At 67.8% G+C, this 13,075-nt stretch carries 14 protein-coding genes; 10 read left to right on the top strand and 4 right to left on the bottom strand.

Annotation, left to right across the window (positions count from 1 at the left end; all coding sequences use genetic code 11):
* Positions 1–172: 172 nt before the first annotated feature.
* The 7 genes from ACIBK2_RS25290 (at position 173) to ACIBK2_RS25320 (ending at position 8,069) form a co-directional block, all read left to right on the top strand.
* Positions 173–1,543, top strand: a complete 1,371-nt coding sequence (locus ACIBK2_RS25290; protein ID WP_396970399.1) for a hypothetical protein — start codon at positions 173–175, stop codon at positions 1,541–1,543.
* 12 nt (positions 1,544–1,555) lie between these two features.
* Entirely contained in the window at positions 1,556–2,962 is a 1,407-nt protein-coding gene (locus ACIBK2_RS25295; RefSeq protein ID WP_396970401.1) for a hypothetical protein, read from the top strand.
* Positions 2,959–4,305, top strand: a complete 1,347-nt coding sequence (locus tag ACIBK2_RS25300) for a CHAT domain-containing protein (RefSeq protein WP_396970403.1) — start codon at positions 2,959–2,961, stop codon at positions 4,303–4,305. The genes ACIBK2_RS25295 and ACIBK2_RS25300 overlap by 4 nt, the downstream gene beginning before the upstream one ends.
* A 397-nt stretch (positions 4,306–4,702) precedes the next feature.
* Positions 4,703–5,398 (top strand): response regulator transcription factor, encoded by a 696-nt coding sequence (locus ACIBK2_RS25305; protein WP_396970815.1) that lies wholly within the window; start codon positions 4,703–4,705, stop codon positions 5,396–5,398.
* On the top strand, positions 5,395–6,582 hold the full coding sequence (locus tag ACIBK2_RS25310; protein ID WP_396970405.1) for an ATP-binding protein: 1,188 nt from the start codon (positions 5,395–5,397) through the stop codon (positions 6,580–6,582). The genes ACIBK2_RS25305 and ACIBK2_RS25310 overlap by 4 nt, the downstream gene beginning before the upstream one ends.
* Positions 6,579–7,661, top strand: coding sequence for a hypothetical protein (locus ACIBK2_RS25315; protein ID WP_396970407.1), 1,083 nt, complete (start codon positions 6,579–6,581; stop codon positions 7,659–7,661). Before ACIBK2_RS25310 ends, ACIBK2_RS25315 begins: the two co-directional genes overlap by 4 nt.
* 126 nt (positions 7,662–7,787) lie before the next feature.
* The gene (locus ACIBK2_RS25320) at positions 7,788–8,069 is read left to right on the top strand and encodes a LuxR C-terminal-related transcriptional regulator (RefSeq protein WP_396970409.1); all 282 of its coding nucleotides are present in this window, start codon (positions 7,788–7,790) and stop codon (positions 8,067–8,069) included.
* Here ACIBK2_RS25320 and ACIBK2_RS25325 read toward each other — a convergent pair.
* Positions 8,050–8,283: a hypothetical protein gene (locus tag ACIBK2_RS25325; protein WP_396970411.1), complete on the bottom strand. Its 234-nt coding sequence runs from the start codon at positions 8,281–8,283 to the stop codon at positions 8,050–8,052. The genes ACIBK2_RS25320 and ACIBK2_RS25325 overlap by 20 nt on opposite strands.
* Before the next feature lie 478 nt (positions 8,284–8,761).
* Here ACIBK2_RS25325 and ACIBK2_RS25330 point away from each other — a divergent pair, with 478 nt between their 5' ends.
* The gene (locus ACIBK2_RS25330; RefSeq protein WP_396970413.1) at positions 8,762–9,172 is read left to right on the top strand and encodes a hypothetical protein; all 411 of its coding nucleotides are present in this window, start codon (positions 8,762–8,764) and stop codon (positions 9,170–9,172) included.
* Between the two features lie 12 nt (positions 9,173–9,184).
* Here the strand turns inward: ACIBK2_RS25330 and ACIBK2_RS25335 are convergent, their stop codons facing one another.
* Positions 9,185–9,469, bottom strand: coding sequence for a helix-turn-helix transcriptional regulator (locus tag ACIBK2_RS25335; protein ID WP_396970415.1), 285 nt, complete (start codon positions 9,467–9,469; stop codon positions 9,185–9,187).
* 266 nt (positions 9,470–9,735) lie between these two features.
* On the opposite strand from ACIBK2_RS25335, the gene ACIBK2_RS25340 reads away from it, so the two are divergent.
* Entirely contained in the window at positions 9,736–10,968 is a 1,233-nt protein-coding gene (locus ACIBK2_RS25340; protein ID WP_396970416.1) for a TetR family transcriptional regulator, read from the top strand.
* Between the two features lie 62 nt (positions 10,969–11,030).
* Here ACIBK2_RS25340 and ACIBK2_RS25345 read toward each other — a convergent pair whose 3' ends face one another.
* Together ACIBK2_RS25345 and ACIBK2_RS25350 are read right to left on the bottom strand one after the other, a co-directional pair.
* Positions 11,031–11,174: a hypothetical protein gene (locus ACIBK2_RS25345; RefSeq protein WP_396970417.1), complete on the bottom strand. Its 144-nt coding sequence runs from the start codon at positions 11,172–11,174 to the stop codon at positions 11,031–11,033.
* On the bottom strand, positions 11,171–12,550 hold the full coding sequence (locus ACIBK2_RS25350) for an alpha/beta hydrolase family protein (RefSeq protein ID WP_396970419.1): 1,380 nt from the start codon (positions 12,548–12,550) through the stop codon (positions 11,171–11,173). Before ACIBK2_RS25350 ends, ACIBK2_RS25345 begins: the two co-directional genes overlap by 4 nt.
* Positions 12,551–12,633: 83 nt before the next feature.
* Here ACIBK2_RS25350 and ACIBK2_RS25355 point away from each other — a divergent pair, with 83 nt between their 5' ends.
* Complete coding sequence (locus ACIBK2_RS25355) at positions 12,634–13,074, top strand: nuclear transport factor 2 family protein (RefSeq protein WP_396970421.1); 441 nt, start codon at positions 12,634–12,636, stop codon at positions 13,072–13,074.
* The last annotated feature ends 1 nt before the right edge of the window (position 13,075 follow it).

A 13,075-nucleotide genomic window follows, 5' to 3' on the forward strand; every position in this document is an offset into this window, starting at 1 on the left:
GGCGGCGTGCGATGCGCCCGGCAGATCAGTTGCACGCGGGTCATCGCCGGCTGTCATTCGTTCGAATGCATTGTGCGCGAATATCTCTCGATTCCAGTTACGACCCGCACAATGGCGAACAACACCTCGGCGACGAATTCTCGCGCCGCACGCGTGACGATGTGGAGGAGCGATGCCGCCCTACGACCGACCGGCCTGGGTCGTCCCCCTCTGGTGGGCAACGGATCCGGACCAGCGCGCTATCTCCGGCTGCCGGCTCATCGAGCGCTGGTGCGCCGAGATGACACCGCCCAAGCCGCTCAAGAAGGCGCTCGTGCCCGAGCTCGCCGGTTGGTCGGGCAGGCTTGGCACTGAGGCGTGGGTGCAAAGCCGGTACGGGCCGCGCCCCGCGGAATTGGCGCGTGGCAGCGGATTTCGCCGCATTCCGCTCGACGAACCGGACAACTGGTACGACGTGAGCGTGCTGTACGCCGACTACGCCGACCCACTGGCGCGGTTCAGCGCCCAGTTCGCCGCCGTGGTCGCCCCGCTGTGCCCCGAGGGGCTCCCGGACGACGGCTGGGTGCGCCCACTGAAGAATCGAGTGCCGCCCACCGTGCGCGCCGTGATGGCCGGACCGGTCGACGGTGTGGTCGGTGGCGTCATCGATTCCGCCGATGCGGCAGACCAGTTCTGCGCGGAAACCGCGGCACAGTACGCGCACTACGTGAATCTGGCGCGCCGCAGCTATCTTTCGGTGCTACTGGAGCGACTCGACAAGCTCAGGGCCGCCGACAGCCCGGACGAGCTGGTGATGCGGGTGCTGACGGACACGATCGCCAAGTACGCCGCCGACTACGGCGACCCGGAACAACCCCTGCGCAAACCGACCGACGACGAACGCAAGCGCGTCCACGAAATGCTCGTGGCGAAGATCGAGGAGCAGCCCGAGATCCAGCGCAGCCCGTATTTCACCGAGGCCTACGAACGTGCGACGCGCACGCTGCTGCGCTGGGTGGTCGAGGACAGGGAGACCATCGACGCGGGCATAATCCTCAGCGCGCTCAAATGGTCTCGATTGGATGCGCAACGCAAGGATTACACCATCGCCGCGCATGAGAACACGCTCACCACCGACCTCGCGGCGGCGGCACCGGAAATCGAGCACAGTATCGACGTCCGCACCGAGCTCGCCACCGCGCACGCCGCGCTGCTCGCCTACCCAGAAGACGGCGTCGCCGTGCGTACCGCGAGCTGGGAGAAGTCGCTGGCATCGCGCCTGCTCGCTGATGGCAATTCGGTTGCCCTCGTTGCCTTTCCAACGCTTGCCGACCTGGTAGCGGCCGCCTGGAACGACGCGATTCCGGCAGGCGGTCGGGCGCCGGCGGGCGCGGTCGAGCGCGACGCCGCGGCCGCGGCCCTCTACGTGCACGCACTGTTGTGCACCGCCCTACTGCTCGTCTCGCCGACCGGCGGAGCGGCCACCACACGGCTGGCACGGGTACGCCGGAACATCGAGAAGAACCTCGACGCGCACCGGCGCGACAATGATGAGCAACAGTGAGGAGATGCGGCGATGAGTGCTGACACCGCGAATCCGGCGGACGGTGTGTTGTTCGTCGACGGCGAGCGGACGGCGAGCTGGTACTCCGAACAGGTCGCGGCCATCGCGCCCGTCGAGATCGTGCTCGGCGACGGGTGCGTCGTCGAGATCGACCCGGCCTATCCGGAAGTCGTCCTCGCCTGGCGGGCCTCCTCCGACGCGGCCGTCGCGATACTGGCCGGGGCGGTGGGCGATCCGGCCATCGCCGAAATCGTCAACGCCGCACGTGCGGCCGGGAGCGGACAGCACATCGTCAGAGCATCGGTGCTGATCGACACCTGGGCAAGCTTCGCGCTGGTCATCGCAGCCACCCGGTGGACCATGCGGCCGGTGCACCAGGGCGCCCTCCTGATCGACCGCGCGGTCGCCGCAGCAGCCGTCGGCCGCGACGCCGCGGCCAAGACGCTGTTCATCTACGCCGAGGACGCGCTGTTGGAGCTCGGCCGGCAGTGCGTCGACGGCGAACTACCCGCCGCGGTCACCGATCTCGTCGGACACGCGGTGCGAGTGGCGCTCGGGCTGGGGGTGGCAGGCGATGCGGCCCGGCTTGCCGATGATCTGGACGGCCACTCCGCGATCGACGATAACCTCTTGCGGGAGTTTCTGACCCGGCGCAGGCAGGCCGCCGCCACGGCGAGCACCGACGGACAGAGCGGGACGCTCGATGGCGAGGACGCGGTCCTCACCATGGGATCCGATATCGTCGACATTCAGGCGGTGCCACCGCGGATCATCGCATGGCACGGCGCCGAGCGGCCGGAGCTGGTGATCGAACATCGCAGCGACGGTGAGGTTTTCATTGTCACCGCAACGCTCGCCGACGGCGTGGATCCGTCCTGCCGCGAAGTGCGCGGACTGCTGGCCTACGCCGCCGAGCGCGACACCGGAACGCTTGTCGCGACCGCTCCGATGCGGCTGCTCGGTCGAGCACTGATCGCGAAACTGCCTGCGGGCCGGTGGGTGATCGCCGATCTGCACTTCGGTGTGCTGGACGCGGGCATCGACCTGGAAGCACTGCGGACCGATCCGATCGGCCGTTGCCTGGCCGCAGTGGACCGGATAATGGTAGACGCGTGGGGTCACCAGCGCGCCGCGACCGCCACGTTGCACGCGGTGCCCGCCACCGCCGACGCCGAGCTGTTGGACAAGGCGCGGGCCGAACATCGCGCGCGGTTGCGCACCGCACGGAGCTCGGCGGCCAACGCCCGCAAGCACATCGAGCGAGCACTGCGCGGCGTCGATCCCGGCGACCAGGACGCGGACGCGCTGCGCACCCTGCTTCGGCATCGACTCGAGGCCGTCATCCGGTACCCGCAGGCGATGGCGCCCGGCCCGGACCCGATCCTCACCGAATTGGTACCACCGGAGCGGGACGAATGACCTACACGATCGATGTCCTGGTCCGCGCGGCCGACGCAGGCGACACCTATCTGGCGTGGCGCTGGCTCGACGACGTCGATCAGCCGCGGTTCGAGGTGCTCACCACGGCGGCCATCGAACCCGCACTCGACGCACTCGACGCCGCACTGGTGCACCGCCGCGCCGGCGAGCGCGGCACGGACGCCGCACACCGGGCACTGACCGAGGGCGCATTCGCCGATGTCGACCGGGAGCGCGACCTCGCCGGTCTGCTCACCGATGCGGTGCTGCCGCTCGGCCTGCGCGAGGGCATCCGCAGCCGGATCGCCTCGGGGCAGCGGGTGCGCGTGCGGTTGACCCCGAGTCCTCGCCTCGCCCGGGTGCCTTGGGATCTGCTCTGTGTCGATGGCGAGGACCTCCGATTGCTCGAGGTCGCCGAGGTAGTGCTCGAACCGCCCGCTACCGTGCACGCCGAACGCGCGCGGCTGCCCGAGCTGTGGCAGGACGTCCGTGATCGACCGCCACTGGTCATCATCGACCCGGTCTTGCCGACGCGAGCCGGGCTACACGGCCTCGGCCACGTGCTCGACCCGTCCGAGCACCACCGATTCGCCGAACGCGTGGACGACTACGCCACCGCGGGACGCATGCCGGTAGCCGATGCCGATCATGTCCTGCACTGCGGAATGGATCGAGTCGAGCTGAGCCAGGCGCTGCGCAGCCCGCGGTCACGATTGTTCTACCTCGGCCATGTCACCTCCTCGCCCGACGAACCAGGTTCGGCGGCAATCCATCTGAACGACACCGCCGACGAATGGGGTATGGCGACCCCGCTGCGGTTCCCTGGCCGGGACGGCGACCGGCTCGACCACGACGACCACCGGCCGTTCGCGGCGCTGGATCTGCTGATGGGTACCAGTTCGGCGGACCGAGAAACGTGGCGCCGCTACGGATTCGACGAAGCGCGCCTCGGCCATGAACTGTGGCCGATGCCGCAGCGGGTCGCGATGATCGCCTGCGAGGGCGGCGCGGACTATCGCTCGGCGGAGACCTTCGGCCTGGTGATCGCCATGGTCAACGCGGGAGCCGCGCTGGTGACCACCACCCGCTGGACCCTGCCCGCAGATCGGGTATTCCGCTCGGCGATAGGCGGATTCGAGGAACAACCGACGACCGAGCTCGCGCTGCGGGTGGACCACGCGCACGAGAGCCTTGACCCGATCGGCGAGCTCGCCGAGTGGCAACGCGGTAGGCTACGCGAGTGGCGAGCCCGCGGTGCGCTCGCCGACACACCGCTGGTGTGGGCAGCGTTGACACACTCCATCGCACCGTTGAAGCCGCCCGCCGGGGTCGACGATCGCTAGCCGGAGCAGCGATCGCACCAATTCCCCGCCCACCGGGACGAAATAGGTAATTCCAAGGCATTTCACATAACTTCGGAGCGCCCGTCGTGACACACAAGCCGTCGTTTCATACGGTAATGCACAATTCGAATCATCGACGCACCGGTATCGAGAAGGCGGTGCAACCTACTCGATGAGCCGCTGATCGCCGGTGCCACAACCTGATTCGCGAACTCTGGCACCAAAACCGACCGGTCGATATAAATATACGACGTACGACTTTCGCGACAGCAAGACATTCGATCACTATTCGATCGGCGGTTGCCCCGCGCAAATTACGAATATGTGAACGACCTCACTTGGCACCTCGGTGGCCGAGTGCTTTAATCCATTCATGGTGATCCGTCGACTGCTCACAATGGCGGGCGTCGCCGTCACCGATCTGCCCGGCCCCTACGCGACCCCGGGGACCGTCCGCCGGATCGGCATCGTCGAAGACCACCAGGCGGTCGCGGTCGGCTTGGCCGCGATCCTCTCCGATCAACCCGACCTGACCGTCGTCGCGATCGCGCCGACGGTCCCCGAGTTGCTGGAGCAGGCAACAGATCTCGATCTGGCCATCCTGGACCTGCGACTGCCCGACGGCTCCACCCCGCGCGCGAACGTCGAGATGTTGCACAACCTGGACATCCCCTGCCTCGTCTACACCACCGGCGACTGGCGCGACCTCATCCGCTCGGCAGCACGCGCAGGCGTGCTCGGCGTCGCGTTGAAGAGCGACCCGGCCGAACGCACCACCGCGATGATCCGCGCGGCCGCCTCCGGCAGGCAGGTCGCGACGATGGCCTGGGCATCGGCCATCGACAGCGACCCGGCGCTGACCAATATCAATCTGCCACCCAGACAACGAGACGTGTTGGAGCACTACGCGAATGGTGAGACCGCGGCGTCGGTGGCACACAAGCTCGGGCTCTCCGAACACACGGTCAACGACTACCTGAGCCGGATTCGCCGCCGCTATGCCGAGGCAGGGCGGCCGGTGCGTTCGCGCGTCGATCTCTACCGCGAGGCGAAGCGGGACGGTTTCATCGGCGGCGACCCCCGGCCCCGATGATCGATGCCGCCGCGCCACGGCGCAGCGCCGAAGCCCGCCTCGTCCGCGGCGCCTGCCTTTTCGTCGGGACAGGCGGTCTGTTCTACGCGGCGCTCACCGTGCCGATCGCGCTCACCCAATCGTCGTTGGCCGCGCCGTGGTGGACACCGCTCGCGATCATCGCCGTCTACGCGCCGGCCGTGCTCATCATCGCCGCCGCGCTGCGCTGGCGCCTCGACCTGGTCCGCTACGCGGTACTCGCGTTCGCGATCGGCTATCTGCTCGCCGCGGGCAGCTGGCTCCTCGTGCGGACCGGGGCGACCGTACCCGCCGAAAAATCGTTGTGGACCACCTGGATTCCGGGGCTGCCCGCGGTGGCACTCGGTGTCTTCTGGCGGCGCATGCCATTCGGCTATCTCACCGTAGCCGCGGTCCTCGCCCAGGTCGCCGCGGCAGCCGCCCGTGGACCGGACGCGCACAACCCGATAGTGCCGGAATTGCTGTTCGCCGTGGCATATTCGGCGCTCCCCTGTGCGGCGTGCATCGTCCTGGTACAGGTCGGCCGGACACTGGACCGAACCTCGCACGCGGCACGCGCGAAGGCCACCGCCACCGCCGCGGCCGACGCTCGCCGATTCGAGCGGCGGCGCTTCGACGCCCTCGCCCACGACTGGGTCATCGCCACGCTGCTCGAGGCATCACGCACACCCAACTCCGCGGTGCTGACGCATCACGCGGACGTGACGTTGCGTGATCTCGAACGGCTACGGTCCGGGCTGCCCGTGCAGGACAACCTCGACCTCGACCAAGTCGTCGCGAGCATCCGCGCGGCGGCGGCCGAGGTCGACGACACGGTGCGGCTGCGCGCCGACCGGGCCGCCGATGTCGATCTCATGGTGCCGAGCGATGTCGCGACCGCATTGGCTGCCGCGGTGGGTGAGGCGCTCCGTAACTGGCAGCGGCACGCCAGTTCCCACACTCGCGAGGCGGCCTGCGTGGTCCAGGTCACCGCCGACGCGGACTCGGTGCAGGTCGATGTCGTCGACGACGGCGTCGGTTTCGATCCGGCGGCTGTCCCGGCCGATCGCCTCGGCCTGCGGGCCAGCATCACCGACCGGCTCGCCGAACTGCCCGGTGGTTGGTCCGCCATCGATACCGCGCCGGGTCGAGGGTGCCGGGTGAGCACCGGATGGGTGGCGACATGACGACGAATCATCCGGTCCGCGACGATGTGCGCGACATTCTCGGGATGCGAACCCCGGCCGCGTGGCTGCTGTCGGTCTTGTTCGCTGTCGCGATCTGCTCGATGGCGCTTTCCGCGAACGCGGGTATCCACGATATCCGGGTGACCGCATGCGCGGCGGTGCTCATTCTCGGCGCCGGGCTGAGCATGATTGTCGCACCGGGCGATCCGCTGCCCGCCCGGTTCGCGCTACCCGCCGCGGCGGCGGCACCACTGGCCACCGCGTTGGCCATCTGGCAGCTGCCGGTCCCGATGGCCAACTCCACCCAGGTGTGGTTCCTCGGCGCCGGATCGGCGTATCTGAACTTCCTGTGCGTGCGCGGAGCTCCGCTGTGGGCATGGGCGGGCGTGCTCGGGCAGATCGTGATCTGCGCCGAGTGGACCGCACACACCGGTCAGGGGCTGCTCACCGGCGTGGGGTTCTCGTTCATCAACCTGACCCCGCTGCTCATGGCGACCTTCTTCGCCAGGGTGGTTCGCCCCATGGCGCACTCGATTCTCGCGCTGCGCCAACAAGATACCGAGCGAGCCGCGACCGAGGCCGCCGCACTGGCCGCCCAGCAGGTGCGAGACGAGCGGGTCGCCCGGCTGGACAGCGCCGCGCGCCCGCTGCTGGAGATCATCGCTTCCGGCCGCCCGCTCACCGCTCAGGAACAGGCCGAGTGCAGGCTCGTCGAGGCGGAGCTGCGCGACGATATTCTGGGCGGCGTCATGATCGACGCCTCGGTCGGCGCCGCGGCGCGCGCCGCGCGACAACGCGGGGTCACCGTGGTCCTCGACGACGGCGGCGGCCTCGACGAGGTCGATGCCGACCTTCGACAACACGTACGCACGGTCCTGCGGGACGCGCTCGATTACGCCGAAGGCGGCACCGTCACCGCCAGGATCCTGCCGCCCGGCCGCACCATCCTCGCGTCGATCCTGTTGCGCGACAACGGAGAACTGCGGATCGAGGTCGAGGCCACCGGCAAGGTGCGCTCCGACCTGGACGGCGAGCAACTTGTTCGCGAAGCGAAGCAAGACCCCAGACCTAAGGGCTGAGAGCTGGGGAATTCCCCTGGGCGGCAATGGATCATATATTCAGTAGGCACATCGGTTATTGGGCCGCAACCTTCGGGGAGGTGTGGTACCGGAACCGACTGACAATGCTCGAAGTGGGAAGTACTGATGACCTCGATCGTTCCGGATCCCCGACCACAACCCGACCGACCACCATCGTGGCGCGACCCGCACCTGTCGGCGCGCGAACGCGAGGTGCTCGTCGCGTGGGTGAAATGCGATTCGAAAACCCTGGTCGGCAAACAGTTATACCTGTCGATCGGTACGGTCAACACCCATATCACCCGCATTCGCGGCAAGTACGCAGCGGCCGGGCGGCCGGCCAATACCAAGGCGGCGCTGGTGGCACGCGTGCTACAGGACGGCCTGATCATGCTGGACGAGTTGTAGTCGCACGAACAAAGGTTCGCTGGCCGGGTATTGCCGACCAGCGATTCTTTGCCGCTTCGGCGACCACGTCCGGCGACGCTTGCGCCACCACAATTACGTGCCGCCCGGCCACGATGGTGAGCGCCCAACCCGCGACGCGCAGTCCGACGCTGATCGACCACGACGCGAAGATGCCGATCATGCCGATCGCGAAGGCAATAAGAACTACTCCCACGATTCCACTCCGAATCCGACTCAGGACAAATGTCCGAGGAAACCAAGGAATTTCGGTACGGCCCGGACATGAATGACGCTAACATCGCTGTCCGCGCATCGAAATCATTCAAATGACGGATGCCGATCAGGCGACGCAGGCCCGCACAGCTACGGCGTTGCGCGGCTCACCCGCACACTGCAGCCGCGCTGTCGAGGACACTCCGACCCGGCCGGCCGCATCGCCCGACGGAGCCCCCCACAGTCGTGTCGGACATTTGACCGACAGACAACGATGCCAAATCGTGACACCGTCAGGGTTCGAGGACGAAACATGACAGGGCATCCGGCGGGACCGCGCCGCGATGCAGATCAGTTGCGACCACGATCTTCTCGAACATTGATTATTCTGAACTCGGTCGCCGGTGCGACAGGATCGCGACCGCATGCGGAAGGTGTGGGCACCGATCGTGAACCGTCGACAAACATATGAGGTGACTGTGTCGGCCTCGGCTCTCGGCGAGCTCATCCTCGCGGTGCACGAAGCCGCAGGGCAGTCGAGTGGGCCATCGGCACGGCGGTGGCGGTACGGCAACGTCGTCGGCATCAGCACGCCACGGGTGCGCGATCTGGCCCTGACCACCGTGCGGGTCAAACATCTCGTCGAGCGTAGGGCGGTCGCGGCAATCACCGTCGCGGTGCATCGGAAAGTCGCGGTAGATGTGGTGTTCGTGCTGGACAGCGGCGTTGCCTCGGCTCAATTCCTCTGTGCGACAATCGACTCCGAGATCGTCATCGAGCAGGAGACGTCCTGGGCCGAGTACCTCGCGACCAAGACATCGGCGGCGCTCACCGCTACCGACATTGCGACCAGTTTGTCGCACCGGTGCCCGAGCGCCACCACCGACTGACCTGAGAGGTGATCACAGGTCATCGACGCCGACGAGCCCATCCTGCAACGCCCGGGCGACCAGGGCCGCCTTGGTCGGTGCCGGCCTGCCCACCGCCGCGTACTTGTCCCTGATCCGGGACAGGTGCGTGTTCACCGTGCCCGGCGAGATGAACAGCAGCGTGCAGACCTCCGGCTTCGAGTCGGCGCGCAGCCACGCAAGCAGCACCTCGACCTCACGTCTGCTCAACGTCGGACGCCTGCCCTGGTCGGTCACGGTGCGGATCGGGTCGTTCTGGTGATCGGCCACGGTACTCATCGACGGTTCCTTCGTTCACTGTGCCAGTACCCGACGAGCGCAATGGCATCGAAGGGACAGCGACTATGTAACCGTGGATAGAACCGCACGTCACTGCCACCGCGCGGACCGATCGCCCTCACCTGAGAGCGATCACTCTCAGCACCTGGGCGTAACGGCTCACCGGCGAGTCCGGATCAAGTCACTGACCGCCCGCGCACCGACCCAGCGGGAAATCCAGTCAGGAGCAACTCATTCCCATCGATGACCGCGCCGCCGCCGAACTCGTGCACGCCGGACTGCAGCTGGTGCTCGACCAGCCGGGAAAGCTGCTGGACAGCGGCCTACGCATCGAGGACGTGATCGCCGGCGCGAACTCCTCGAACGCGACCTTCTACCGGAAGTTCGCCACCAAATCCCGGTATCTGACCGAGGTGCTCGATCAGTTGATCGATGATGCCCGACCCGCGCCCGCCGATGTCCGGCCGCAGGTGCAGCTGGTGCTGGACAAAGCCGATGGTGACCGCATCCGCGCGGTACGCCGGCTCGTACTCGATTATTTCGACGCCGCCTTCGCCGACAAGGCCGCTACCAGAAGGCTTCTCGCGATCACGCTCGGCCCGTCCAGCCCGCATACCGCGCGCCGGATCCGGGCAACGTACCAGCGCACCGATCAGCTGATCCTGCAAATCTTCGAGGTCCTGTTCGCCCGGGCCGGCGCGACGCTGCGCAAGCCGCTCACCAAGGACAGCTTCTGCGTCGTGCTGACCGCGCTGCTGGAGGGATTCATCATCCGGCACCGCGCCGAGCCGGGGGCGGTGTCCGGCGAACTCGTCGCCGACGCCGTGCTCGCGGTGCTGAACATCGCGGTCGACGGTTCGCAGCGGCATGCGCACATCGACGACGCGCTCACCGCGCTCACCGGCACCCTCGCACAGCCGACCGCGCTGCCGAGCGAGCCGCGCGCGGCGCTGCTCACGGCCGCACGCGCGGAGTTCACCAAGCGCGGCTATTTCATGACCGGGATCGATTCGATCGCCGCCGAGGCACGCGTGCCTGCCGAGTCGGCCCGCCGAATCTTCCCGACGAAAACACATCTCATCGTCGACGCATTGAAGTCGGCATTCGCGAGCCTCGGCCAGGACATCACCGACGACTCGGCGATCGGGTACGACCCGGTGGCCATCGTGCGACGGCATTTCGTGCGGGTCGCCCGCTTGGTCGCCGACGAACGCGCGTTCATGGACGCGCTGATGGCCGCCGTCGCGCACGACACCTATGCCGACGAGGACGGTCTGGTCTCCATCAAACAGGAACTCAACTTCCCCGGACTCCTCGTCCCACTCATCGTCCGGGCGCAGAAGGACGGGGAGTTCGCCGGTGATCAGCCCGCCGAGGAGATCGCGGCGCTACTCACCAACACCTTGCTGCTGCGCTGCTTCACACGCAGGGAGCACAGCCCGGCCGAGAATGCCGAATTCGTCAGCCGACTGGTACTGGACGGACTGCGCCTGAGATAGCCGATCACGCTGCCGCACAGCCGAATACGCGGCGCCCGCCGATCGACGGGCGCCGCATACTGTTATCGGTTGAGCATCCACCAGGCGATCATCGTGCCGCACACACTGCCGACAGCGTTGCCGAGTCCTTGGATCGCGGCGACCAGTGCGGCGGTGGTCAGTTCCGCCCGGCGGGTGGCACGGGCGCGGCGGGTGATCAGGTTCATCTGGAATCCCTTCGGTCGAGCCGGTGCGGATCCACCGTCTCTGCCCTCTCTCCGATCCCCCGGCACAGCCACGCCATCGCCTCGTCCAGCCATTCCACGAAATGACCAGGCGCACAATGGTCGTCACTCGGATACAGGCGCAGCGTCGCGCCCGGCACCGACGCGGCAAGTTCGGCCGAGTCGCGCACGTCGACCACCGAATCGGCATCGCCGTCGACAACCAGGAGCGGAATCCCGATGCGGTGGTACATCCCCCGCAGCGAGAGCGCGGCGAGCTTCCTGCCGATGCCGAACACGCTGCCCGCGCCGACGGCGGCGCCCATGGTCCGCAGCACCGGCTCCGGCATGCCGAGCGCCGCGGCCGGGCCGAAGCCGCGGTGGGTCGGCGTGCCGACGCATACCGCGCACCGCAGCCTGGTGTCGACCGCGGCCAGCCGCGCCGCCCAGTAGCCGCCGAAACTCATGCCGAACATCGCGATTCGGCCGGCGTCCACCCGTCGGTGCGCACCCAAGTAGTCGAGCACCGAACGATAGATCTCCTCGGATGCCGCGGACATCGGCCGCGCGGCGGTGTAGCTGCCCGGCATCTCCATGATCAGCATGCCAAGACCGGTGTTCCGGTACGTCAGCAGTGGCAGCACCAGCTCCTGCACCGTCCCGTCGAGTCCGTTCGTCACGAGCACTACCGGGCAGCGCCGTGCCCCCTTCGGAAAAACCGTGACGGCCCGGACGATCTCGGACCCGGCCGGAATCTCCACCGCACCGACCTCGACGTCGAGCTGCGGCCCGAGTGCGGTGAGCAACATCTCGAACAGCCGCCGCGAGGCGTGGTAAGCACGCAGTCGCGCGGGCGTCGCACCCGGCCAGGCCGCCACCAGGTGGTAGACGATCGCCTTGACCAGCTCGTCCATGGCGACCACCCGCGCACGCTCCGCTGCGCCGACCGGACGCCCGGACAGGAACCGTTCGACGGCGTCCGGGCCCGGCGCGGCACCTCGGTCGCCCAAGAATTCGGCCGCGGGCCCGAGCAGCCTGCCGAGCAGCTCCACGAACATCATCGCGTCCGCCCCGAACAGCACGTCCGCCTGCGGCAACCGTTCCCCGCGCTCAGCAGCCACGACCGTGAGCGCGCGGTAGGCGCTTGCCGTCCGATCCGCGGCCAGTCGCTGCCAATGCCCGGTCCAGCCTTGATCACTGAACGACCGCGCGGCATCGAGGTGCGCGGTGAATTCGGCGATCTCGAAACCGCCGAGCCCTGCGAACCGGTGCACCAGCACGTCGGGCAGGAACCAGCGCGCGCCCGTGTATCGGGCAACCAGATCGGTTGTCTTGGTGAGTGCACACGCGGTGACCAGCGCGCGCCGCAGCGGCCTCATCGCCGCACCTCCCGATTCGGTCGTGCGCGTACGCCTGCTCGATTGCCATGGCATCGGCGGCCGGGCTGCATTAGTTTGACCGCATGACGTCGAAGCCGCGGTGCATCGAGGACCTGTTCGACCGCGCCGAATTGCAGGATCTCGTCACCGTCCTCACCACGTGCCTGGATTCCAGGGACTTCGACGGGCTGTCCGGCGTGTATACACCGGATGCGACGCTGGAAACGCCCGCCGGTGTGTCGACCGGCGCGGCCGCGATCGTCGACGTCGCCCGCAGCAACCACGAAATATATGCCGCCACCCAACATTTCGTGTCGGGTGTCGCGATCACCCAGGCCGGTGCCGAGGCAACGGTGACCGCCGACGTGCTTGCGGTCTTCGTCCCCGCGCAGAGCAAGCCCGGCGAGCACCGAATGTTGGGCAGTCGCTATACCTTCCAGGCTCGCAAGGCCCGCGCTGGCTGGCGGTTCCATCAGCACGTCATCACCCCGATCTGGGCACACCGTCCGCCGGCCGACCAATAGC

Origin of the sequence: Nocardia sp. NPDC050175 (genome assembly GCF_044459885.1) — a bacterium.
Classification (GTDB): Bacteria; Actinomycetota; Actinomycetes; order Mycobacteriales; family Mycobacteriaceae; genus Nocardia.

What these genes read in the sequence shown, in the direction of transcription:
- ACIBK2_RS25355 (WP_396970421.1), top strand. Translation starts at nt 12,634, where the DNA reads ATGACGTCGAAGCCGCGGTGCATCGAGGACCTGTTCGACCGCGCCGAA.
- ACIBK2_RS25310 (WP_396970405.1), top strand. Translation starts at nt 5,395, where the DNA reads ATGATCGATGCCGCCGCGCCACGGCGCAGCGCCGAAGCCCGCCTCGTC.
- ACIBK2_RS25320 (WP_396970409.1), top strand. Translation starts at nt 7,788, where the DNA reads ATGACCTCGATCGTTCCGGATCCCCGACCACAACCCGACCGACCACCA.
- ACIBK2_RS25315 (WP_396970407.1), top strand. Translation starts at nt 6,579, where the DNA reads ATGACGACGAATCATCCGGTCCGCGACGATGTGCGCGACATTCTCGGG.
- ACIBK2_RS25295 (WP_396970401.1), top strand. Translation starts at nt 1,556, where the DNA reads ATGAGTGCTGACACCGCGAATCCGGCGGACGGTGTGTTGTTCGTCGAC.
- ACIBK2_RS25345 (WP_396970417.1), bottom strand. Translation starts at nt 11,174, where the DNA reads ATGAACCTGATCACCCGCCGCGCCCGTGCCACCCGCCGGGCGGAACTG.
- ACIBK2_RS25300 (WP_396970403.1), top strand. Translation starts at nt 2,959, where the DNA reads ATGACCTACACGATCGATGTCCTGGTCCGCGCGGCCGACGCAGGCGAC.
- ACIBK2_RS25305 (WP_396970815.1), top strand. Translation starts at nt 4,703, where the DNA reads ATGGCGGGCGTCGCCGTCACCGATCTGCCCGGCCCCTACGCGACCCCG.
- ACIBK2_RS25350 (WP_396970419.1), bottom strand. Translation starts at nt 12,550, where the DNA reads ATGAGGCCGCTGCGGCGCGCGCTGGTCACCGCGTGTGCACTCACCAAG.
- ACIBK2_RS25290 (WP_396970399.1), top strand. Translation starts at nt 173, where the DNA reads ATGCCGCCCTACGACCGACCGGCCTGGGTCGTCCCCCTCTGGTGGGCA.
- ACIBK2_RS25335 (WP_396970415.1), bottom strand. Translation starts at nt 9,469, where the DNA reads ATGAGTACCGTGGCCGATCACCAGAACGACCCGATCCGCACCGTGACC.